General features: G+C 41.6%; 21 protein-coding genes. 17 read left to right on the forward strand and 4 right to left on the reverse strand.

The features are described 5' to 3' along the window. Window positions 1–8 precede the first annotated feature (8 nt). The 3 genes from KMW37_RS10275 to KMW37_RS10285 all read right to left on the reverse strand — a co-directional run bounded on the left by KMW37_RS10275 (window position 9) and on the right by KMW37_RS10285 (window position 3,708). Window positions 9–905, reverse strand: coding sequence for an SMP-30/gluconolactonase/LRE family protein (locus KMW37_RS10275; RefSeq protein WP_215224524.1), 897 nt, complete (start codon window positions 903–905; stop codon window positions 9–11). Between the two features lie 63 nt (window positions 906–968). Further along, window positions 969–2,033, reverse strand: a complete 1,065-nt coding sequence (locus tag KMW37_RS10280; RefSeq protein ID WP_215224525.1) for an NAD(P)H-dependent glycerol-3-phosphate dehydrogenase — start codon at window positions 2,031–2,033, stop codon at window positions 969–971. Next, a complete protein-coding gene (locus KMW37_RS10285) occupies window positions 2,008–3,708 on the reverse strand; it encodes a 1-acyl-sn-glycerol-3-phosphate acyltransferase (protein WP_215224526.1) in 1,701 nt (566 codons plus the stop codon). Before KMW37_RS10285 ends, KMW37_RS10280 begins: the two co-directional genes overlap by 26 nt. A gap of 161 nt (window positions 3,709–3,869) precedes the next feature. Between KMW37_RS10285 and KMW37_RS10290 the strand changes: the two genes are divergently transcribed. The 15 genes from KMW37_RS10290 to ftsZ all read left to right on the forward strand — a co-directional run bounded on the left by KMW37_RS10290 (window position 3,870) and on the right by ftsZ (window position 21,713). Further along, a complete protein-coding gene (locus KMW37_RS10290) occupies window positions 3,870–4,790 on the forward strand; it encodes a lipid A deacylase LpxR family protein (RefSeq protein ID WP_246581430.1) in 921 nt (306 codons plus the stop codon). Window positions 4,791–4,895: 105 nt separating this feature from the next. Next, complete coding sequence (locus KMW37_RS10295) at window positions 4,896–5,870, forward strand: polyprenyl synthetase family protein (RefSeq protein WP_215224527.1); 975 nt, start codon at window positions 4,896–4,898, stop codon at window positions 5,868–5,870. 438 nt (window positions 5,871–6,308) lie between these two features. Further along, window positions 6,309–6,761, forward strand: a complete 453-nt coding sequence (gene mraZ, locus KMW37_RS10300) for a division/cell wall cluster transcriptional repressor MraZ (RefSeq protein WP_215224528.1) — start codon at window positions 6,309–6,311, stop codon at window positions 6,759–6,761. Beyond that, window positions 6,758–7,666: a 16S rRNA (cytosine(1402)-N(4))-methyltransferase RsmH gene (gene rsmH, locus KMW37_RS10305; RefSeq protein WP_215224529.1), complete on the forward strand. Its 909-nt coding sequence runs from the start codon at window positions 6,758–6,760 to the stop codon at window positions 7,664–7,666. Before mraZ ends, rsmH begins: the two co-directional genes overlap by 4 nt. A gap of 2 nt (window positions 7,667–7,668) precedes the next feature. Beyond that, window positions 7,669–8,067, forward strand: a complete 399-nt coding sequence (locus KMW37_RS10310) for an FtsL-like putative cell division protein (protein ID WP_215224530.1) — start codon at window positions 7,669–7,671, stop codon at window positions 8,065–8,067. Then, window positions 8,064–10,178, forward strand: coding sequence for a penicillin-binding protein (locus KMW37_RS10315; protein WP_215224531.1), 2,115 nt, complete (start codon window positions 8,064–8,066; stop codon window positions 10,176–10,178). The genes KMW37_RS10310 and KMW37_RS10315 overlap by 4 nt, the downstream gene beginning before the upstream one ends. Further along, a complete protein-coding gene (locus KMW37_RS10320; RefSeq protein WP_215224532.1) occupies window positions 10,178–11,644 on the forward strand; it encodes a UDP-N-acetylmuramoyl-L-alanyl-D-glutamate--2,6-diaminopimelate ligase in 1,467 nt (488 codons plus the stop codon). Before KMW37_RS10315 ends, KMW37_RS10320 begins: the two co-directional genes overlap by 1 nt. Window positions 11,645–11,647: 3 nt before the next feature. Next, a complete protein-coding gene (gene mraY / locus KMW37_RS10325; RefSeq protein ID WP_215224533.1) occupies window positions 11,648–12,859 on the forward strand; it encodes a phospho-N-acetylmuramoyl-pentapeptide-transferase in 1,212 nt (403 codons plus the stop codon). A gap of 3 nt (window positions 12,860–12,862) precedes the next feature. Beyond that, entirely contained in the window at window positions 12,863–14,203 is a 1,341-nt protein-coding gene (murD, locus tag KMW37_RS10330; protein ID WP_215224534.1) for a UDP-N-acetylmuramoyl-L-alanine--D-glutamate ligase, read from the forward strand. 4 nt (window positions 14,204–14,207) lie between these two features. After that, complete coding sequence (locus KMW37_RS10335; protein WP_215224535.1) at window positions 14,208–15,377, forward strand: FtsW/RodA/SpoVE family cell cycle protein; 1,170 nt, start codon at window positions 14,208–14,210, stop codon at window positions 15,375–15,377. Window positions 15,378–15,389: 12 nt separating this feature from the next. Then, window positions 15,390–16,499, forward strand: coding sequence for an undecaprenyldiphospho-muramoylpentapeptide beta-N-acetylglucosaminyltransferase (gene murG / locus KMW37_RS10340; RefSeq protein WP_215224561.1), 1,110 nt, complete (start codon window positions 15,390–15,392; stop codon window positions 16,497–16,499). Then, entirely contained in the window at window positions 16,496–17,893 is a 1,398-nt protein-coding gene (gene murC / locus KMW37_RS10345; protein WP_215224536.1) for a UDP-N-acetylmuramate--L-alanine ligase, read from the forward strand. Before murG ends, murC begins: the two co-directional genes overlap by 4 nt. Beyond that, window positions 17,884–18,648: a cell division protein FtsQ/DivIB gene (locus KMW37_RS10350; RefSeq protein ID WP_215224537.1), complete on the forward strand. Its 765-nt coding sequence runs from the start codon at window positions 17,884–17,886 to the stop codon at window positions 18,646–18,648. The genes murC and KMW37_RS10350 overlap by 10 nt, the downstream gene beginning before the upstream one ends. An 11-nt stretch (window positions 18,649–18,659) precedes the next feature. Beyond that, window positions 18,660–19,973 (forward strand): cell division protein FtsA, encoded by a 1,314-nt coding sequence (gene ftsA, locus KMW37_RS10355; protein ID WP_186754410.1) that lies wholly within the window; start codon window positions 18,660–18,662, stop codon window positions 19,971–19,973. 84 nt (window positions 19,974–20,057) lie between these two features. Further along, on the forward strand, window positions 20,058–21,713 hold the full coding sequence (gene ftsZ, locus KMW37_RS10360) for a cell division protein FtsZ (RefSeq protein WP_215224538.1): 1,656 nt from the start codon (window positions 20,058–20,060) through the stop codon (window positions 21,711–21,713). Here ftsZ and KMW37_RS10365 read toward each other — a convergent pair whose 3' ends face one another. Continuing rightward, window positions 21,714–22,238, reverse strand: a complete 525-nt coding sequence (locus KMW37_RS10365; protein WP_215224539.1) for an NADPH-dependent FMN reductase — start codon at window positions 22,236–22,238, stop codon at window positions 21,714–21,716. A gap of 118 nt (window positions 22,239–22,356) precedes the next feature. Between KMW37_RS10365 and KMW37_RS10370 the strand changes: the two genes are divergently transcribed. Continuing rightward, entirely contained in the window at window positions 22,357–23,193 is an 837-nt protein-coding gene (locus KMW37_RS10370) for a purine-nucleoside phosphorylase (RefSeq protein ID WP_215224540.1), read from the forward strand. Window positions 23,194–23,279: 86 nt separating this feature from the next. Next, window positions 23,280–23,951 (forward strand): FAD-binding oxidoreductase, encoded by a 672-nt coding sequence (locus tag KMW37_RS10375; RefSeq protein WP_215224541.1) that lies wholly within the window; start codon window positions 23,280–23,282, stop codon window positions 23,949–23,951. Window positions 23,952–24,132: the final 181 nt, after the last annotated feature.

Below are 24,132 nucleotides of genomic sequence, written 5' to 3' on the forward strand. Positions count from 1 at the left end.
TTGATTGTTTATCTAGCCCCTTGAATATTCATTTTCATGGTATAGACAGCATTGCTGGCAGTAATGAACAGGGTCTTCCTGTCCTTGCCACCAAATGTGACATTGGCCGTCCACTTTTGGGGAACAGGGATATGTCCTATTTGTTCTCCTTTGGGATTAAAAATAGTGACGCCATTTCCGGTGAGGTAAACATTTCCTTTTTCATCGATGGTCATCCCATCTGATCCCATTGAAACGAAGAGTTCTGGCTTACCCAGTTTTCCATCTTTTTGAACTGGGTATTTATAGGTTTTTTTATCCCCAATATCGGCGATATAAAGTGTTTTGCCATCATTTGTTCCGATAATACCATTAGGTCTTATAAAGTGGTCTGCGACTACCTGGACTTCTTGGTCATTAGGACTTCGGTAATAAACGCGTTGGCTATCCATGTCCATTTCTGTCCTTTCCCAATAGGGGCGTTGATAATAGGGGTCGGTAAAGTAAATCCCTCCTTTTTGATCCACCCAAAGGTCGTTAGGGCCATTGAAATCTCTAGCTTCAAAGCCATCCGCTAAAACCTTTATAGCTTTATTTTTATCTATTTGCCAAAGTTGGAATTTTTCATCTGCGCAGGCCAAGAGGTTGCCTTGATTGTCAAAATAGAGCCCATTAGCACGACCTGCATTTTCCATATATATACTTACATCTCCGGTTTCTGCTGACCAACGGTGAATTCTATTATTGGGTTGGTCTGTGAAATATACATCCCCATTGGGAGCTACAGCTGGCCCTTCAGTAAAGGCAAATCCCTCCGCGACAAGATTTGGACTAGCGTTGGCTGGGTAAAGGCTTTTTTCGGAAGTTTTACAGGAAAATATTGCCGTAAGCAGGGCCAATAAGATAAAAAGTGATTGGGTATTCATTTTGTTGGTTTTTTGGGTTCAAAAAACTTAGCCAAAGTAAGGCTTTGGCTGAGTTATATATTTTTAAAGAAAATCAATATCGACATTGAATGGGTATTTCATCAGATAATGCAAGGCATCCTCTACTTTAAAGCCTTCAAAAAGGACTTTATAGAGATTTTCCGTAATTGGGGCTCGCATACCAGAGCCTTCCAAAAAGGTCTTCATCAGTTTTACAGTATTGATACCTTCTGCCACTTCCTCCATGCTTGCATTGATTTCTTCCAAGGTTTCTCCTTGGGCAAGTCTGTAGCCTACGGTATAGTTCCGGGACAATGTCGAGCTACAGGTAGCAACCAAATCCCCAATTCCTGCCAAGCCTATGAAAGATTGCGTTTGACCACCCAATGCATTGCCTAGGTGGATTAATTCTACCATTCCCCTAGAGATCAATAATCCTCTTGCGTTTTCTCCTAGACCTAAGCCTGCCAATGCTCCTGAGGCAATGGCTATGGTGTTTTTCAATACCCCACTGAGTTCTACCCCAATGATGTCCTGGTTGCCATAAACCTGGAATTTATCTGAGCGCAAGAGTCGTTGTCCTTCAAGGATGACCTCATTGAAGCGACTGGCGACCACAGTTGCAGCAGGCTGGCCTGTTGCAAGTTCTTTGGCCAAATTGGGCCCGGCCAAACATCCTACCCTTACGACCACGGTTTCATTTAAGATGACCTCGCTCATGGTGCAGATGTTTTCCCGCTTGATTCGACTGACATCTTCTAGACTTTTGCCCTCGGGTAAGTTTAATGCCAGTCCTTTGGTACCATGGATGAGGATGTGATAGGGATGCAGAAAGGGGGCGAACTTTTGCATGACCTCCCGAAAACCAGAAGAGGAAACCACAGGAAACATTACCTCACATGAATCACAAATCAATTCCGGATCGGTGGTAGCGCTGATGTTTTCATGAAGGACCCTGCCTTCAACGGTATGTTTTTGGTTGATTTCATCAACGATTTCCTGCTTTCGGGCATAGACGATTACCTTGCTTTTGGCTGCAAGTATATTCGCAATGGCCGTGCCGAAGCTGCCTATTCCGATGACTCCAACTGGCTTGTCAGAATTATTTGAAGAGTTTTTCAAGGTCATAACCATCAAGTCTGTTGTGATAAAAATATAATAGGCTCATATCTTGTGTGGTGATTTGCCCATCTTGGGTTTTGATCAAGGGACGCTTTGCGTGGTACATCCCTACATTGGAGAGACCATGGTTAATGATGTCATCTAGTCCTTGTTTGAGGTGTGGAGCTACATGGACCAATCCTTCACTTCTTATTTCCATTATGCGATTAAGTACCCTTTGACATTCGGATCTAAAATCACTGTATTCTAAAATTAGATCTTCTTCTGGGAGCCTTAACAAACTAAAAAGATCCATTTTATTATTGTTTTTCTTGATCATCTCAAAAGCGGTAAAGGCTACCAAGTGACTACTAAAGATTCTATTGATCTTATGGTATTCCTCGACAATCCTTTCCCCTAATTTTTGGGTATATACTTCCTCGCGTTGAGGGTCCTCGGTAACCTTTCCATTGGATATGAAATAATCCCTGCAATCAATTATTCTGTTGTCCTTGTCCAGACTGTTCCCATCTTTATCTACATAGTTGCCCAGGATATCCATGGCTTTTCCAATGGAGACAGAAATGTCCGAGCCCTTTGTAAAGAACTTCACCAAAAATTTAGAAATTTTATAAGAGGTGGAAAATTCGTCAGTTTCCTTATAGTATCTTTCCTGCCCAGTAAGGCTAAGGTGTTCTTTGATCAAGCTTGGGGCTTCCAGAACAAAATGGTAATTGATGGTTACAGGTACAATAAATACCTTGCCACCAATGTCGTTTAGGCCTTTTTCATAATTGGCTCTTTGGGCTCCTATAGCTGTACTTAAAAGACCTAGTTTAAGTTTGGATTCTATTTTTCCGCTCCTAGAGCGCGTACCTCCAGGAAAGAATAAACTATGACATCCAAATTGGATTGCCTCACTGGAATAGGTCTTCAAGGTTTCCAGGTAGATCAGATTTTTCTTTCTGCGGTCCACCTTATAAGCACCCAAGGCATTCATAAAATAGGCAAAGATCTGGATGTTGAAGAGGTTTAGTCCTGCCCCATATATAAAAGGAGGCATGCCCAACGTGCTGATCGTCCAACCAATGAGAATGCTGTCAAGGTTGCTGAAATGGGTAGGAACCATGACCACTGTTCCTTTTGATGCCAAATTTCTGATTTGCTCAGTTTCTCCTATGATCTGGATTTTGTCCTCCAGACTATATTGCTTACTGAATATGGACATCAATCCTTTTACCCTACCTGCATTCAATAATCTAGAAAAGCCAAAGGTGACAATTTTTCTGGTTGCCTTATAGTGGCTGTGCTTAAAGTTACTGGCGATTTCCTCGGCATATCGGGAAGTGATGTTGTCTAGTATTTCATGATAGCCATTCTTTTTTGATTCCTCTGTGCCATTTGTTTCTGAAGAAAGCTGCACCAGGGCAGATTTTACATTGGCCCAAAACTCCTCTTCATCATCGGGATCAACAAGCCAAGGATTTTGCTTTATACGTAGCTTTTCCCTGTAAAGTGTGGTCTCCAGCTCTTCCTTAAGAAGTTCTATGTTGTTGCCAGTAATATTGATGACGCTATCTTTACTGTGAGAAGCGATTCTCTGCACGAATTCTTTTCGGCTTTTGGATAGCTTCACCACTGGCCACTCATCTTTTTGAGGAAGAATCGGGTCGTATTTGTGTTTGATATAATCGTCAGTCAATTGAAATAGTTTTGTTGAGTTTTCAAAGATAAACAAAAATTGAAGCTTTGATAGTAAGGAGAACTAATATGCTAATGAAAACAAAAAAGGTATTTCAGCATGCCTTAATGAAGATTTTTTGATATTTTGGATAATCTTTTATCTAATGTAAATCTTGTCCCTTGATTACGCCCAAGTTAGCCCTGGTGATTTTGTTGTTTTTGTTCTTGCCTGTGACAATTGTTAGTGCGCAGAAGGCTGTAGACGTGGTTAAAAAGCATGAGGTATTCTTACAGTTGGATAATGATGCATTTGCTTTTTCCCGGTTTGACCGTTATTATACCAATGGGCTTTTCGTTGGTTACAATTATCTTTTAAATGAACGATCACGACTCAAGTTTAAATTATCCCAACAAATTTTCACTCCGCAAAGATATACGAGGACAGAGTTGAAATATTATGATCGACCCTATGCAGGAGTTTTATTTGGAACTGGAAGTTTTCAGTATTTTATAAAAAAAGCTTGGTTTGAAGGGGAGGTGCTTTTGGGGAAGATAGGTCCAGGATCAAAGGCAGAGGAAGTTCAAGTTTGGTACCATAATGTCTTTGGGTTTCCACAGCCTAGAGGTTGGCACTATCAAATCCGAAGTGGAGGCCTTTTTAACTTAAAAATGAATTCCGCCTATAATTTGCTGGCCACAAAGAATTTTGATTTCTGGCTTAATGGATCAGCAGCTTTCGGTAATTATGATAGAAGCTTGCAGTTGGGGCCATCTTTAAGGCTAGGGAAGCTTCTTCCGGGAGAGCAAAGCTATATCTCGGGTTCCCGCCTTGGAGGAAATGGGGGCAAAGAGTTTTATCTTCAAATGGGGGCTTTGTTCAAAAGGGTTTATTGGAATGCAACTTTGCAAGGAACAGATAATACTTCCAAGTGGAATCTGGTGACTATGGAGCCTACTCGTTTGGTCAATGAATATTTTGTAGAGATGGTTTTAGGCTTTCCAAGATTCGGCTTTTCCTATCGGATTTTTTACCGAAGCCGAGAGACTCAAACTGCCGGTGGGCAATACTTGGGTAGCTTGAAGTTTTCCTACCTGTTTTAGTTTTTTTCATGTAGGTTATAAAAACCAATTTACAGTAGTGAATAAACGTGCCCTCCATTTTGTCAATGGCATATTTGATTGTATTATTGCATCACTAAAGAAGTAATGAAGCCAGACCTCCAACAAATACAAGCGCCTATAGCATCGGAAATGACCGACTTCGAAAAGAAGTTCCGTTCTTTTATGAAGAGCAAGGTCAAACTTTTAGATCATATCACCAGCTATATTGTCAAAAGGAAAGGGAAGCAAATGCGCCCTATGTTTGTTTTTTTGACTGCTGGAGTGACAGGTGGGATCTCTGAGTCCACCTATAGAGGAGCTGCGCTAATTGAGTTGTTGCACACGGCCACCCTGGTGCACGATGATGTGGTTGACGATGCCAATTATCGTCGTGGTTTTTTCTCTGTAAATGCTTTATGGAAAAATAAGATTGCTGTTTTGGTGGGTGATTATCTCTTGTCCCGGGGCTTATTGCTTAGTGTGGATAATGGGGATTTTGACTTGTTAAAAGTAGTGTCCAATGCGGTCAGGGAAATGAGTGAAGGTGAGCTTTTGCAAATTGCCAAGGCGAGAAAGTTGGATATCACAGAAGAAGTTTATTATACCATTATACGCCAAAAAACCGCCAGTCTTATAGCTTCTTGTTGTGCAGTTGGTGCCCTGACTGCCGGAGCAGATGAGGAAGTAGTGGAAAAGATGCGTGATTTTGGGGAGAAAGTGGGGATGGCCTTTCAGATCAAAGATGATTTGTTCGACTATGGTGAGGATGAGGTAGGAAAGCCGGTAGGCATTGATATCAAAGAGAAGAAAATGACCCTGCCTTTGATCTATGCGCTCAATAATGCCAGTTGGTCAGACAAGAAAAAGATTATCTATCTCATCCGTAATAAGAATGAAAATAAGAAAGCGGTAAACCAAGTAATCGACTTTGTGAAGGCTTCTGGAGGGTTGAACTATGCCGAGGAGATTATGAACAAATTTTACCAGGAGGCTTTGGGGATTTTGGCAGGCTTGCCGGATTCAGATTATAAGGTTTCCTTGGAGAATTTGGTGAGATACACTATAGAAAGGAAGAAATAAATTCGTTTTTAAATAGTTGAAATACATTTTTTAATAGTTGAAAAATTATGTCTTTACTGGATTTCTGTTTTGAGGGCTCATTTTTTATTGATCTTTTATGCCTAAAAAAGTGAAAATATTTGTTTTAGAAAAAAAATCATGGGATTTCCCCCCACTTTTTGGGAAATCATGTAAAACCCTATGAAATTGTACTAAAATTAACCCTAAATAGGCGATAAATCGGCTTTTAATGACTGTAAGTCATGTTTTGTTGTTGTGCGGATAGCTGTGTAACTTGGTGAAAACCAGTTGATAGCTACTATATTTTTTGTTCATTTATTGGGAAAAATCAAACTTTTGGATACTTTTATAAAGAAGTGGGAAAAAGTGGGGAAAGGTGGTGGATTGTGTGATTGCTTTTATTACTTTTGTATTTGAACGAGACTCGATCGGAACAACATGGCTAATTTCTCTAGCGAATATTATTGCAAGCTTGACGCCAAAGGACGTCTGGTTTTGCCTGCCAAGCTAAAGGCGGCATTGCCGGATACCTATGGTAATGAGCTTGTTATGCGTAGAGGATTTGACCCGTGTTTGGTGTTATACCCTATGAATGAGTACCGCAAGTTGGACAGTCAAGTGTCTGCTTTGGATGATTTTGATGTAGATAAAAGGAGGTTCAAAAGGAATTTTTACCGTGGCAACACAGAAGTGGAGTTGGATTCTACTGGTCGCTTTTTAATTCCTAAGCCTTTGTTGAGGTTTGCTGATATCACCAAGGAAGTGGTAGTAGTTGGTATGGGTAAGACCATTGAGATTTGGGATCCGGAGAGATATGAAGATTATCTCATCCAAGATCCTGAAGTTTTTGCAAGTGAGGCTAAGAAATATTTGTCCAATACAAACAAATGAGTGCGAGCGAATACCATATTCCCGTAATGCTCCAACAGTGCATTGAGGGCTTGGCTATACGTCCTGATGGCGTATATGTTGATCTGACCTTTGGTGGCGGAGGGCATTCAAAAGAAATACTTAAGCACTTGGGGCCTGAGGGGCATCTATATGGCTTTGATCAGGATGATGATGCGGCAAGAAATGCTTTTGAGCATCCCAACTTCACTTTTGTGCAGGCTAATTTCAGGGACTTGAAGCGTTATCTCCGATTGTATGGGGTAAGTCAGGTGGATGGTATTTTGGCGGATCTTGGGATTTCCTCCCACCAAATTGATGAGCCCAGTAGGGGGTTTTCAACCCGTTTTGATGGGGACTTGGATATGAGAATGAATCAGCTTGGTAGTGTTACTGCCAAGGATGTATTAAATACTTATGAGGAAGAAAAGCTTCATAAGGTTTTCGGTATTTATGGGGAAGTGAAAAATGCAAAATCACTTGCCCAAGCAGTGGTTTCAGAAAGAGCTAGCCAGCCTTTCGAAACCATTGAGCAGTTTAAGCAGCTATTGCAAAAGATGGCTCCCCGAAACAGGGAGTTCAAATATTTTGCCCAGGTGTTCCAGGCATTGAGGATAGAGGTAAATGATGAGATGGGCGCTCTGGAGGAGATGTTGTACCAGACGGTGGAGGTTTTGAAGCCGGAGGGAAGACTGGTGGTCATGAGCTACCATTCTCTTGAAGATCGTATGGTTAAGAATTTTATTAACAAGGGAAAATTACAGGGAGAGGTAGAAAAGGATTTCTATGGCAACCTTATTAGGCCCTTGGAGCCGGTGAGCAGAAAGGCTATTCAGGCAAGACCTGAAGAAGTCTCGGTCAACAACCGTGCGCGGAGTGCTAAGTTGAGGATTGCAAAAAAATTGTAGTCATGGAAGGAAATTCTTTCAAGAAAAAAATCAAAAGAGGGGCCAATGAATCTAGAAGGTCTGGAAATTCCGGCGGAGGGAATAACCTCTTCTCTTTTATAGACAAAAAGTTCAAGATCAGTGATTGGCTTGGAGAAGGGATACCTGTAAGGCTGGTGCCTCCTTTTTTGTACGCCGCCTTTATGGCTCTTATTTATATCTGGTCAAATCATAAGGCTGAAAGTACGATTCGGGAAATAGAAAAGCTACAGCAGGAAGTAGAAGATCTTAGGGCTGATGTCACCACGCTGGAAGCTGAATATATGTTTAGTAGCAAGCAGTCTGAAGTGGCCAAAAAAATTGAAGTGTTAAATATTTACGAAATAGAGGAACCTCCCCAAAAGATTATAGTAGATAAATGAATATAAAAAAATCCATACTTCTGAGAGTAAGGCTGGCCTTTTTGGCTGTGGTGCTCTTCGCAGGGGCTATTCTTTATAGGATAGCCCATGTTCAGTTTGTGGATGGAGATAAATGGCGCCAGAAGGCTGAAGATATCAACCTTCAGTATAGAAAAGTCAGCGCAACCCGTGGGAATATATACAGTGCTGATGGTAGTCTTTTGGCCACTAGCCTTCCTTTTTACAGGGTGGCCATGGATCCAGGGATCGCCAGTGAAAAGGACTTCAGGGAGGGAATCGATTCCTTAGCCATGAACTTGTCCAATTTCTATAAGGACAAATCAGCCAATGCCTACAAACGCATTATTAATGATGCCAGAATAGATGGTAGGAGATATTTAGTGTTGAACAGGAGCCAAATAGGCTATCAGGCCAAGCAAAATATGTCTACATGGCCAATTTTCCGTCAAGGAAGAATGGGTGGCGGCGTTTTGTTTGAGAAAGTAGAAAAGAGATATCGTCCATTTAAGAATTTAGCAGGTAGAACTGTTGGGTTTTTGAATGAAGACAGGTATGGAGCTGGCTTGGAATATAGCTTTAATGGTTATTTGGAAGGGAAAAACGGGGAGGCCTTATTTCAGAAAATTGCCGGCGGCACATGGAAGCCTGTTCATGATGCGGAAGATATCCGTCCAGAGGACGGTTATGATATTGTGACAACCATAGATGTGAATATTCAGGATGTTGCTGAATCTGCTTTATTGAGGCAGTTGATGAACAAGGATGCTGAATATGGGAGTGTGCTTGTGATGGAAGTAAAGACAGGGCATATCAAGGCCATTGCCAATTTGGAAAAGAATAATAACGGTGGTGGATACGGGGAGTACTATAATTATGCTGTGGGAGAGCAAGGCTTGACTGAGCCAGGCTCAACCTTTAAACTATTGTCCATGTTGGCACTTTTGGAAGAAGGTAAAGTGAATCTTAAAGATACTGTAGATACGGGCAACGGTGCCTATAAATTCTATAACCAAACCATGAGAGATGCCAAATATGGTGGTTATGGAAAGTTGACTATAAGGGAGGCCTTTGAGAAATCTTCCAATGTGGGTATTTCCAAATTGGTGGATGAACATTTTGGCGTGAAGCCGGAAAAATTTCTTTCCTATTTGGAACAAGTGGGAATGGACAAGCCTTTGGGCTTCCAGATTAAAGGAGAAGGAGTACCTTATTTTAAAGATCCACAAGACAAAAAGAATTGGTATGGAACTACCCTGCCATGGATGTCCATAGGTTATGAGCTGAAGGTAACCCCGTTACATACTTTGACCCTATACAATGCTGTGGCCAATGGAGGAAAGGTGGTTAAGCCAATGATTGTGAAGACAATTCAAAAAGGCAATCATATTGAAGAAGAATTTGATACGGAAGTGTTGAGGAGAAGCATTGCTTCTGAGTCTACCATCAAACAGCTTCAATCCTTATTGGAGGGAGTAGTTGAAAAGGGTACGGCAAGGAATATCAGTGACAGTGAATATAAAATTGCAGGAAAAACAGGAACGGCCCAGAAATTGGTAAACGGAAGATATACCAAGAGATACTATACTTCCTTTGCTGGATATTTTCCAGCTGATGATCCTAAGTACAGTATGATTATTGTCATAGACAGCCCAAAAGGATTCAATGCTTATGGGGGTGATGTTTCAGCACCTGTCTTTAAGGAAATAGCTGATAAAATATATGCCCAAGATCTGAAGTTGAACAAGGAGGAAGAAAAAAATGCACCTGCTGCTCCACAGTTGTCGCAGGTAGTCTTCCCTTATATACAAGCGGGAATGGCAGATGAACTTCAGATGATCTGCAATAAGTTTGGTCTTTCGAACCATTATGATGGAGCAGATAGATGGGTCAAATCTTCTGTTGTGAACAGGTCAATTAATTGGAAATCCAATAAGGTAGAAGCGCCAATGGTGCCTGATGTTTCAGGAATGACCCTTAAGGATGCTTTATATGTACTGGAAAATAAAGGATTGCGGGTGGATTATATTGGAAGAGGAAGAGTGAAAAAACAGTCCGTTCCAGCAGGTTCCAATGTTTCAAAAGGTGGATCAATAAGAATAATACTAGGTTAATGAAGACCCTAAAGGACATATTGTATAAAGTTTCGCTGACCTCTACTACCGGTGATATGGAAGTAGCAGTGAAAGATATTGTCTTTGATAGCCGTAAGGTGAGTGAAGGAGTTGTGTTTGTTGCAGTCGCAGGAACTCAAGTTGATGGACATGATTTTATAGATCAAGCCATAGCCAAGGGGGCGAAAAGTATTGTCTGTGAGAAGATGCCGGAAAAACTTCAAGCCAATATTACCTATGTAAAAGTAGTACATGCTGCCAATGCCTTGGGGGTAATGGCGTCCAATTTTTATGGCAATCCATCCAGCAAATTGAAAGTCGTTGCTGTAACTGGAACCAATGGCAAGACTACCTGTGTCACCTTACTTCATCGTCTATTTATTGAGCTAGGCTACTTGACTGGTATGCTTAGCACGGTAGAAAATAAAATCAATGAAAAGATCATTCCAGCGACGCATACTACACCAGATAGCGTGGCGATCAATAAGCTGATGGCTGATATGGTCGAGGCTGGTTGTACTCATTGTTTTATGGAGGCGAGTTCACATGCCATTGTCCAGGAAAGAATGGCTGGATTGCATATTAGTGGAGCAGTTTTCACCAATATTACCCATGATCATTTGGATTATCATGGGAGCTTTGACGAGTATATCAAAGCAAAGAAAAAGTTATTTGATGAATTGCCAAGAGATGCATTTGCCTTGGTAAATGCTGATGATAAAAGGGGGATGGTAATGCTTCAGAATACCAAAGCGAGCAAGCATACCTATGGATTGAAGTATCCTACCGATTTCAAAGCAAAGGTGCTAAGCAATACGCTTCAAGGATTGGAGTTGGATATAAATGGCAAGCAGGCATGGTTCCGTTTGATAGGAGAATTCAATGCTTATAACCTTTGTAGTGTCTTGGGGGTGGCCATATTGTTAGGGGAAGAAGAGGATGAGGTATTGACCCAGCTCTCCAAAATCAAAGGTGCTCATGGAAGGTTTGATCAAATAGAAATAGCAGGTATAACAGCAATTGTAGATTATGCCCATACGCCAGATGCCTTGGAGAATGTACTGAAAACCATACAGGGTGTGAGAACAGGAGGGGAAAATGTGATCACTGTGGTGGGGTGTGGCGGTAACCGGGATAGGGCCAAAAGACCTCTTATGGCAAAAATAGCCACGGAATTTAGTGAGAAAGTGGTGTTGACTTCAGATAATCCCAGGGATGAAGAGCCTATGGACATTATCCGAGAAATGGAAAAAGGAGTGAACCCTGTGGCCTTTAAAAAAACAGTGGTCATCGCTGACAGAAGAGAGGCCATCAAAACTGCCTGTGTAATGGCTGTAAAAGGGGATATTATCCTTGTGGCAGGAAAAGGGCATGAGACATATCAGGAGATCAAAGGTGTGAAATATCCTTTTGATGATTTCCAGACCATAACAGAATTGATGCAATTAATACATACGACAAAATAGATAATGCTTTACCATCTTTTCGACTATATCGACAGTAATTTTGATTTTCCTGGATCGGGTTTGTTCAAATACATTTCCTTTCGGGCAGGATTATCAGCTATGCTGTCTTTGATAATTACGATCACTTTTGGTAAGAGTATTATCAATTGGATTAGAAAGAAACAAATTGGAGAAACAGTTAGGGACCTTGGCCTGGCTGGACAATCAGAGAAAAAGGGTACTCCAACCATGGGGGGGCTGATGATGATTGCTGCCATTATTATCCCTACACTTTTGTTCGCTGATGTATACAATATTTATATCATTCTTCTGCTAGTCACTGTGGTTTGGCTCGGAGGAATTGGCTTTTTGGATGACTATATAAAAGTATTCAGGAAGAATAAAGAAGGACTTGCCGGTAAATTCAAAATCATCGGTCAGGTGGGGATAGGGATTATCGTTGCGATTACCCTTTTCTACCATGAAGATGTGGTGGTAAGGGAGTTCCAAACACCGGTTTCCATCGAGGAAGGTGTGGTAGAAACACCCGCATATAAGGATATAAAGGTGATGAAAACCACCATTCCATTTATGAAAAACAATGAACTCAATTACGAGAATTTCTTCGGTTTTCTTGGTGATGGAGTTACACCGGTTTTGTATACCCTCTTGGTGATATTTATTGTTACCGCGGTATCCAATGGTGCCAATATAACAGATGGTATAGATGGTCTGGCAGCTGGAACATCGGCGATTATTGGTTTGGCCATAGCGATTTTCGCTTATCTCAGCGGTAATGCGATTTTCTCCCAGTACCTCAATATCATGTTTATCCCCAATTCTGGTGAGTTGGTGATTTTCTGTTCAGCATTCTTGGGGGCCTGTGTGGGCTTTCTTTGGTACAATTCCTATCCGGCCCAAGTGTTTATGGGTGATACGGGTAGTTTGATGTTGGGAGGAGTAATTGCTGTGCTTTGTCTTGTCTTGAGAAAAGAGCTTTTGATCCCTGTTTTATGTGGGATTTTTGTAATAGAAAACTTGTCAGTAATTATTCAAGTGGCCTATTTCAAATATACCAAGAAGAAATATGGTGAAGGCAGAAGGGTCTTTAGAATGTCTCCTTTGCATCACCATTATCAAAAGGGAGGGATTCCTGAGTCCAAGATCGTTACACGCTTTTGGATAGTGGGAATATTGTTGGCGATTATCACATTGGCAACTTTAAAATTAAGATAAGTAATGAAGAAAATAGCCATACTGGGAGCTGGTGAAAGTGGGATTGGTGCAGCATTGCTGGCCAAGAAGAACGGCTATGATGTATTTGTCTCAGACGGGGGCAAAATAAATGCTGAGAGAAAGCAATTGTTGGAAGAGGCTGGTATTTCCTATGAGGAGGGGAAGCATAGTGAGCAGCGCATTTTGGATCAGGGGGAAATTATCAAAAGCCCAGGGATTCCTTTTAGCAATGCCATTATAAAGGAAGCCTTGGAAAAAGGAATTCCAGTGATTGATGAATTGGAGTTTGCCTATGGTTTCACGAAGGGAAAGGTAGTAGCGATTACTGGAACCAATGGAAAAACCACTACCACCCTTTTGACCTATCACCTGATGAAAAAAGGTGGACTTGATGTTGGAATGGGGGGCAATGTAGGGAAAAGCTGGGCTTCACAATTAGTGGAAGAAGATCATGACTGGTGGGTACTCGAGGTAAGTAGTTTCCAAATTGATGGATTCAAAACCCTTAAACCTAGGATTGCAGTATTGACTAATATCACGCCGGATCATTTGGATCGGTATGATTATAAACTGGAAAATTATATCCATTCCAAATTGAATCTGTTGAAGCAGATGGATGATGAAGATGACTTCATTTATTTCCGTGAGGACAGTAATATCTGGAAAGGATTATCTGATTTGATCGTGAGACCGAAAGTGCATGAAGTGTCATTGGAAAAGATCGTGAAGGAGGGCAGTTTCTTTAATGGCACTGAGGTGAAGATCAATCATGATGACCATATGGTTTCATTCCCAGAAAGTGATATGTCACTTAGGGGGACACATAATATGTTGAATGTAATGTGCGCAGCGAATGCAGCATTATTGGCGGGAGTAAAGGAAGCGGCTATCAAGGAAGGCTTGGCTGATTTCAAAAATGCGCCTCACAGGATGGAGCAGGTGGCTGAGGTTGATGGTGTGGTATTCGTGAACGATAGCAAGGGCACCAATGTGGATGCAACCGTTTATGCCTTGGCAGCTTTCAAGGAGCCATTGGTTTGGATTGCAGGAGGAGTGGACAAGGGCAATGAGTATGAAACGACAATGTCTGAAGTGAAGGGACATGTGAAAACCTTGATCTGTTTGGGAAAAGATAATGAAAAGCTGAAAGAAGCTTTTAAAGGAGTGATTCCGGAGATTCTGGAAACTCAGGATATCACAGAAGCGGTAAGGTGGGGATATGAGAAGGGGAAATCCGGGGATGTGGTTTTATTGTCACCGGCCTGTGCAAGTTTTGACTTGTTCAAAAACTATGAAGATCGGGGTGATCAATTTAGAGAAGCAGTAAAAAAGTTGAAGCAATAAAAGTATGGTAGCGGTCAAGACTTGGATCGATAAGAACTTAAAGGGTGATCCCATTATTTGGGGGATTGTGATGGTGCTTTCCATCATCAGTATCCTGGTGGTTTATTCTGCCACCGGCACTTTGGCTTATCGCAGAATGGGTGGTAATACGGAGGCTTATTTGATCAAGCATTCCTTATTGGTGCTTTTGAGTTTGGTGGTGATGTGGGGAGCCCACAAGTTGCCTTATAAGTACTATTCCAAGTTGAGTTTGATGGCCTTATGGGTGTCTGTACCACTTTTGGCCTTTACCTATTTATTCGGTTCCAATGTCAATGATGCCAACAGATGGTTGACTATTCCCTTGATAAACCAAGCCTTCCAGCCCTCTGATTTGGCCAAGTTGGCCTTAATAGCAGCGGTGGCAGGTATGCTGGCTAAGCGGCAAAAGAATATTCAGGATTTTAAGCGGACATTTATTCCGGTGATGATCTGGATAGGAATGATCTGTATGCTTATTGGATTGGCGAATATGTCTACGGCAGTGATGTTGCTTTGCACCTGTTTGCTTTTGATGTTTATTGGAAGGGTTCCAGTGAAGTTCTTGATAGCGGTTTGCCTCATTGGCTTCCTTGCGCTGACTTCAGCCATTTTCTTGGGACAGCGGGGTGGGACATTCTTCTCAAGGATAGAAAACTTTATGTCTGAAGAGGAAATTCCTTATCAAGCACAGCAGTCATATATGGCCATTGCCACTGGCGGGATTGCCGGCAAAGGTCCAGGGAATAGTGAACAGAGAAATTCTTTGCCACACCCTTACTCTGATTTTATCTATGCCATTATCATTGAAGAATATGGTATGATCGGAGGTGGGATAGTATTGTTTCTTTACTTGGCCATGCTCTATAGGGGGATGAGGGTCGTGGCTATTTCGAATCGGCCATTTGGGGGCTTGCTCTCGGCAGGTCTGAGTTTTGCGCTGGTGATACAGGCCATGGTTAATATGGCGGTTGCAGTAGGTTTGGGACCAATTACCGGTCAGCCATTGCCATTGCTCAGTATGGGGGGGACCTCTTTATTGTTCACAGGGATATCTCTGGGAATTATTTTAAGTGTTAGCCGTGGAGATCAGGAAGATGGTTTTGCGGGTGATGCCAATGCAATTAGAAAAAACGCCATGCAAATGGCACAGTAAATAGAATAGCTTATCAAAGAGAAGGAAATATATCGCATAATGATCAGTGGTGGCGGAACCGGTGGACACATCTATCCTGCCATAGCTATCGCTAATGCCTGGAATGAGAAACATCCGGACAGCGAAATCCTTTTTGTTGGGGCAGAAGGGAAAATGGAAATGCAAAAGGTTCCAGAAGCGGGATACCCAATTGAAGGTTTGCCTGTGGCAGGACTTCAGAGAAGGTTGACCCTTGAGAACTTGATCTTTCCCTTTAAGCTTTGGGACAGCATCAACAAGGCAAAAAAGCTGATCAAGCATTTTCGACCTCATGCCGTGGTGGGTGTTGGAGGATATGCGAGTGGCCCTTTATTATATGTGGCCCAAGGAAAAGGTATTCCTACTTTGATACAGGAGCAAAATTCTTATGCTGGGCTGACAAATAAGTTGTTGGCCAAAAAGGCAAAGGCCTTTTGCGTGGCCTATGATGAGATGGATAAGTTCTTTCCTGCAGATAGGATTCATTTTACTGGAAATCCAGTAAGGAAGGATATCCTGCATCTGGCGGATAAGAAGGATAAGGCAATTGATCATTTTGGGCTTGATCCAGCAAAACCAGTGGTTTTGGTATTGGGAGGAAGCCTTGGGGCAAGGACCATAAATAATGCGGTTGTGGCTTCTATGGAGCATTTTGAAAAGAAAGGATATCAGCTACTTTGGCAGACAGGTAGATTTTACTTTAAAGAAATGCAGGAGAAGCTAAAGGTTGCTGGATTGAAAAGCATTCATGCTTTGGAATTTATTAAGGAAATGGACTTGGCCTATGCTGCAGCGGATATGGTGATATCGAGAGCAGGAGCGCTGTCTGTATCAGAGCTGAGTCTAGTGGGCAAAGCTGTGATCTTCATTCCTTCTCCCAATGTAGCTGAGGATCACCAGACTAAGAATGCCCTGGCCTGTGTAAGACAGGAGGCAGCCTTGATGCTTGGCGATGACGAAGCTATTTCTGGACTTGCAGGCATGGTGGATGAACTAATGAATGATAAATCCTTGCAAGGAAAGCTAGGACAAAATATAAAGAAAATGGGCAAGCCTGAGGCAGCCCTTGAGATAGTAAAAGAATTGGAAGCATTGATCAAATGAAGTTGGACAAACTACATAGCGTGTATTTCTTAGGAATCGGAGGCATTGGCATGAGTGCCATTGCGAGATGGTTTAAACATGTGGGGATACCTGTGTTTGGCTATGATCGTACGCCCTCACCATTGACCAAGAAATTAGAGGAAGAGGGAATGGTGATTACCTATGAAGATAGTTTGGATACCATTCCTGAACAGATTAAGTCTGACAAGGAGAATGTATTGATCGTGTGGACACCAGCTATTCCAAAGGATAATGTGCAGTTGCAGTTCTTCCAGAATGGTGGCTACGATCTGAAAAAACGCTCAGAGGTTTTGGGTATGATTACCCATTCCATGTATACCGTTGGGGTGGCAGGAACCCATGGCAAGACGACTACCTCTTCTATGGTGGCTCATATGTTAAAGAGTGCTGGAAAAAATATTGCAGCCTTTTTGGGAGGCTTGACCCAGAATTATGAGAGTAACCTTATTCTACATGATGAGGAAACCAATGAGAAAGCAACAGTGGTAGTTGAAGCGGATGAGTTTGATCGTTCTTTCCTAAGGCTTCATCCCAATGTGGCTGTGGTAACTAGCGTGGATGCTGATCATTTGGATATTTATGGTGATGCTCAGGAGCTTACGAGGAACTTTGAAAAGTACATCGGTTTGCTTCCTGAAGATGGCTTATTAATTATTCAAAAAAATGCCCTGAAAAAGCTTAATAGGAATGATTTTGGCAGAATGAAGGTGCTTGAGTATGGTCTTGAGGAAGGGGAAATACGAGCAGAGAATATTAAGGCAGGTATTGCTTCTTTTGAATTCGACTATGTCTCTGAAGAGAAGGTTATCAAAGGCTTGGTTTTGAAGGTGCCAGGTTTCCATAATGTGGAGAATGCCCTTTCAGCAGTAACTATAGCCTTACATTTTGGCGTTGAGGAAAAAGATATCCGCGAGGGACTGGAGAGTTTCAGAGGAGTGAAGAGACGCTTTGAAATTAAGCGCCAGGATGAAAAAGGAGTTTATATAGATGATTATGCCCATCATCCGGAAGAGATCAAAGCCTTCTTGGGATCTGTAAAAGCCATGTATCCAGACAAGAAGTTGACAGCCATATTTCAGCCGCACTTATTTACCAGGACCAGGGATTTTGCTGATGGTTTTTCTGAAGCCCTGTCATTAGCTGATGAGGTGATATTGTTGGATATATATCCTGCAAGAGAACTCCCAATAGAAGGCGTTAATGCAGCCATGTTAATGGATAAGATCAATGCTACTGAAAAGTCTCTTCAAAGCAAAGAAGGCCTGATGGACTTTTTGGATCAGAAGCGACCAGAAGTCCTGGTGACTTTGGGAGCCGGAGATATTGATAGACTTGTGGATCCAATTAATAATTTGATAGCAACATGGGATTGAAGAATGTTAAAATAAAGCAGTCATTTGTCTTCACGGCCTTGTTGTTGGTTCTGTTGGTTTTTATTGGCTTTGTAGAAAAAAAAGGCGCTGAAAGAAGTTACCATGGATTGTCAGTTAAGGTTAAAGGGATAAGTGATGTTTATTTTGTAGAAGAGGAGGAGATATCATCCATGTTGTTGAAGGAGTTTCCAAGTCTTAGCGATGGTGCCAAGCTGGAAAATATAGCCTTAAGGAATTTGGAGGAAAAAGTGGAGAGCCATCCTTTTGTAAAAAATGCAGAAGTGTATACAGACCTAAAAGGGGATGTACTGGTAACGGTAGATCAATATAGGCCGATGGCCAGGATTACTAGGCCTTTGGCTGCAGATGGATATATTTCTTCTGAGGGTTTGATTCTACCTACTTCTACTCACTATACCTCTAGGGTATTGATTGTTAATGGGGCTTTGGCAAATGAGCTGCTCGCAGCAAAGGATTTGACTAAAGAGCATCAGGGATTGTTAGACCTGATCAACTTTATTGATCAAAATGAATTTTGGAGCGCACAGATTGCCTCCTTGGAAATAGACAGAAATGGAAATATAAATATGTACCAGCAGGTGGGGAGGCAGAAAATTGAATTTGGAAAGCCTGAGGACATCAAATCGAAATTTAATAAAATCAATCTCTTTTATGAGGAGATTGTTCCTGAGAAAGGTTGGGATGCCTATACAAGGGTGAATGTAGAATTTAAGGATCAAATCATTTGTGAATAATTGATATAGCTATGGAAACTGACAAATTAATCGTAGGACTGGACATTGGAACCACGAAAATTTGTGCCATCATTGGGCGCAAAAATGAGTTCGGAAAATTGGAGGTGCTGGGCATGGGCAAGGCCGTGTCTGACGGAGTGATCCGGGGCATCGTTACCAATATTGATAAAACCGTTAATGCTATTCAGAAAGCAGTTAATGAGGCTTCTGATATGGCTGAGGTTGATATCAGGGAGGTAATTGTCGGTATCGCCGGACAGCATATCCGCAGTTCTGTACACCACGGTGTGATCATCCGAAATACCAAGGATGATGAAATCACCATCGAAGATGTACGTCGTCTTTCCAATGATATGGAGAATATTGTTGTTCCTCCGGGCAATACGATTATTCATGTTATGCCACAGGATTATACAGTAGACTATGAGGATGGAATCAAGGATCCAGTGGGTATGTCAGGTGCCAGATTGGAAGCGGATTTCCATATTATTACTGCCCAGACCACAGCTATCAACAATATTAACAGATGTGTAAAAAGAGCCGATCTTCATTCCAAGGATCTGATTCTTGAACCACTTGCCAGTTCGCTTTCAGTCCTCAGCGATTTGGATAAAGAGGCAGGCGTTTGTTTGGTAGATATCGGTGGTGGTACTACGGATATCGCCATCTTCTACGATAATATCATCCGTCATACAGCGGTTATTCCATTTGGGGGTAATATCATCACATCTGATATCAAGGAAGGTTGCATGGTGATGCAGAACCAGGCGGAATTGTTGAAAACCAAGTTTGGCCGTGCCATAGCTGAAGAGGCCAATCCTAATGAGATCGTATCTATTCCAGGTTTAAGAAATAGGCCTCCAAAGGAAATTTCTGTAAGAAATCTGGCTTGTATTATAGAGGCAAGAATGGAGGAGATCATTGAGATGGTCCAATCTGAAATTGTCGCAAGTGGATTATATAAGAAACTGGCTGGAGGAATTGTCCTTACAGGGGGTGGCTCACAGCTTCAGGGTGTGGGTCAATTATTCGAATATATGACCGGGCTTGATACTAGAATAGGCTATCCAAACGAGCATTTAGGCAAATCTAAAATCGAGGAAGTGAAGAGCCCAATGTATGCCACGACAGTTGGTTTGGTATTGGCAGGGTTCAAAGCCTTGGATGATAGAGAGGATTATTACCGTCAGCGTCAATCTGTTCCTGTTGAGGGCAAAAACGAGCGTAGACCGATGGAAATGCCTGGTAAAGATATTTTTGGAAGCATCCGAAAAAGATTGAAGGATTTTATCACGGACGATATCGGAGACGATAGCAACTATTAATACAGATTAGAAAGATTTAGAAAGAGTAATAAAGCATTTAGAAATAACAGTTCACCAAAAATTGAGGAAATAATGTCAGATATCATGAAAGATTACAAATTTGATATTCCTAAAAATCACAAGTCTATCATAAAGGTGATAGGCGTGGGAGGCGGTGGTTCCAATGCTGTGAACCATATGTTCAGCCAAGGAATAAAAGATGTGGAGTTTGTGGTAGTTAATACCGACTCCCAAGCATTGAAAAGCAGTCCTGTTCCTTTAAAGCTTCAGATTGGAGCGCACCTTACAGAGGGACTTGGAGCAGGCGCTAATCCTGAGAAAGGAAGAAATGCTGCTTTGGAAAGTAAAGAAGAAATCAGAGAGTTACTTTCTGATAATACCAAAATGGTTTTCATCACTGCTGGTATGGGTGGTGGTACCGGTACAGGCGCTGCTCCAGTGATTGCTAAGATCGCAAAGGATATGGATATCCTTACAGTAGGGATTGTTACTGCGCCATTTATTTTTGAAGGTCGTAAGAAGACTGGCGCTGCCCAAAGGGGGATCGAGGATTTAAGGGCCAACTGTGATACCGTATTGGTTATTCTTAACGATAAGCTAAGAGAGGTTTATGGTAACTTGCCAATCCGTTCAGCATTTGGTAAAGCAGATAATGTTTTGAGCACTGCAGCTAAATCCATTGCGGAAATCATCACTGTTCACCAGGATGTAAACGTCGATTTCGAAGATGTTAAAACGGTAATGAAGGATGCCGGAGCTGCTGTAATGGGATCTGCTACCGAAGAAATGGAAGGCAGAGCGATCAAGGCTGCAGAGAAAGCTATCGCTTCTCCATTGTTGAACAATGTGGATATCAAGGGAGCTGAGAAGATCCTCTTGTCCATCATGTCAGGCGAGGAAGAAGAGCTTTCAATGGATGAATTGAGTGAAATCACTGAATACATCCAAGAGCGTGCAGGTGATGATGCTGAGGTGATCTTCGGTCAGGGTATCGATCCGGACTTGAAGAAATCTATCCGTGTTACGGTAATTGCTACTGGTTTTCAGGCAGGAGCCTTGACCAAGGATGAGGAAGAAAAGGCCAAGAAAGCCGAGCAAGAAAAAGAGGAAAATGCGAAAAAGGTAATCGACTTGGACTCTGGAAAGACTACCAAAGTAACTGAGGATACTACAGCCACAGCAGGTCAGACTTTTACCTTTACCGTTCAGCAGCCAAGCCCTGTAAACAATAGACCTGAAGAGCCAATGGCATCTTCTGTTCAACCAGCTAAGCCCCAGGTTCAGCCTCAGAATCAAGTGGAAACTGAAGAGGATTACAACCAGCCAAGTACCAATTCTTCTGAAGAGGAATTTGAGTTTGTGCCAGCCAATCCTACTGCTGAAACTAGAAAAGTAACTCCATTGTACGACGAGGAACCTCAAGCGGAACAGCCAAGCGCACCAAGGTATGAGGAGCCAAGCCAGTCCAATGCTGCGTATACCAATGATTATTATGAGCAAATCAAGCAAAAGGCCATGCAGCGCGCCCACGAGCGTTTTGAGAGATTGAAAAATCTTAGAGCTGCAAACCAAACTCCAGAAGAGTTTAAGGAAAAGCTTGATAAGCCTGCTTATTTAAGGAAAAATGTAAAACTCCAGGATGTGCAACATAGCTCAGAAACCAATATTTCTAAGTTCAATTTGAACGATGATAATGAAATTCTGGGCAATAACCGGTTTTTACATGATAATGTTGATTAACTAAAAGTTAATCAACATTTCTGCCTGGGATCTTAAAAGGTCTATGTAAAGCTTGTTGGTGAGCAAGTTATTAGACATATTTTCCTCAATTTTTGCAAGTTTTGGTTTACTCGCCAAAACATGCATTCCCAGGTAGTTGAATATGTCGGTCAGGTGGCTCAATGCAATGCCACCGCCGCCTATTCCAGAGGACAAACCTACCAAAGCACATTTTTTGTTCCTGAAGGTATTGGGATAGGTCATCCCATCAATAAAAGATTTTAAAATCCCAGGAAAAGATCCATTGTATTCAGGAACGATAAATACGAATTTATCCCCATCCTTGATTTTGTCATGCAGCTCATTGTAATGCTCGTTCTGACCATTGTTTTCGTATAAGGCTGTAAAAACAAAATCGTTCGGAAGCTTCCGCAAATCTATCAGTTCAGATGCTACGCCAAGCTCTTCCAGGATTTCTTGGTACTGAATGCCTATGCTTTTGGAAAGGGCATTTTTTCTATTGGTACCTATGATAATTTTAATCATGAATAAGTTTTATTCTTGCTAATTTGATCTTATATATACAATATCGTGGAATATAAAGTTCTTTTGATATTTTATTAGCCTCAAAATAAGATGGTAGATAGGCCAAATCCAAGTAAACATGAAAAAAGGAAATTCTGTGGAATACATTGAGCAAATAAACCAAGCCGTAAATTTTATCCAAGGAGAATTCTCAGGCCAGTCCAAAGTAGGGGTGATCTTGGGGACTGGCTTGGGGCAATTGATAGATCATATAGAGGTGGAGAAATCCATTTCCTATGCAGATATACCTCATTTCCCCATTTCAACTGTGGAGACCCATGCTGGACAATTGATTTTTGGGAAACTGTCCGGAGTCAGTGTTATCGTTATGAAGGGGCGCTTCCATTATTATGAAGGTTATAATATGAAAGAAATAACCTTTCCTGTTAGGGTGATGAAAAAAATGGGAGTGGAGAAGCTAATTGTTTCGAATGCTGCAGGAGGTTTAGATCCTGATTTTGCGGTAGGTGATGTGATGGTAATTAATGACCATATTGATCTTTTTCCAGAAAACCCACTTAGAGGGAAGAATTTAGATGACTTTGGTCTTAGGTTTCCAGATATGAGTGAACCTTATCATTTAAAATGGGTAGAGGAAGCTTTAAGAATTGCTAAAGAAAAGGGAATTAATGCCCATCAAGGCATCTATGTAGGGGTGCAGGGACCTAATTTGGAAACCCGTGCAGAATACAAATATTTAAGGACAATAGGTGCAGATGCGGTAGGTATGAGTACTGTTCCCGAAGTGATCGTGGCCAGGCAGATGGATTTACCAGTGTTTGCGATGTCAGCCATTACAGATTTATGCTCACCTGGTAAAATCAAGAAAATTTCCATTCAGGAAGTGATTGCAGCAGCGGCCATTGCGGAGCCTAAGATGACAGCTATTGTTCAGGAATTAGTACAGAAAATATAATTGTAACGCGGACTTTTATCCTAATGATTTTCTAGAAGCTATCGGCAATAATTTCAAAAAGCGTAGGCTTTTTTGTAAGTTGAGGAATGGCAAATTACAGATTGAAAATTTTGGAAAAAGAGCCTTTGACACATGATGTTAACAGGTTCAAGTTGGAGAAACCGCGTGGCTTTCAGTTCACTCCTGGGCAGGCTACAGAGGTAAGTTTGCTTAAAGCAGGGTGGGAAGCTGAAAAGCGTCCTTTTACATTCACAAGTTTACCCTCTGATGATTATTTGGAGTTTACCATCAAGTCTTATAATGGTCATGAAGGCGTAACCAAAAGGCTGGGGAATGCAGAGGTGGGTGATGAGTTGGAAATAGGAGATGCCTGGGGGACAATCAGTTTTCAGGGTGAAGGAGTTTTTATTGCAGGCGGGGCAGGAATAACCCCTTTTATAGCTATTTTAAGATACTTGAGAAAGAAAAACAAAATTGGCAACAGCATGTTGGTGTTTGCCAATAAGACCAATGATGATATCATTCTTTATGAGGAGCTTAAAGCTATCCTTGGGCATAAATTTTTCAATATTATTTCAGATCAGAAAGATACAGCCTATGATAAGGGATTAATCAATAAGACTTATTTAAAAGATAAAATTGGTCATTTTGATCACCAGCATTTTTATGTCTGTGGTCCAGGAGGATTTATGAAGGCGGTAATGGGGGCATTAAAAGATTTGGGGGCCAATCCCGAGGCTTTGGTTTTTGAAAGATAACCTAGCTAGAAATAAAGTTTAAATAAAAAGGTTGTCTCAAAATTTGTCATTTCGAGACCTAACATTTGGTACCCAACCGCACAAAAGGGAATGACGTTTAGATCGAAGTGGCCTGTACAATATAGCCGTCCCTGGTATAGTGCAAATTGCCTGTTTTCGAGCATGGTTGGATAGAAAGGAG

It is taken from the genome of Echinicola shivajiensis (genome assembly GCF_018642165.1).
GTDB classification, from domain to species: domain Bacteria; phylum Bacteroidota; class Bacteroidia; order Cytophagales; family Cyclobacteriaceae; genus Echinicola; species Echinicola shivajiensis.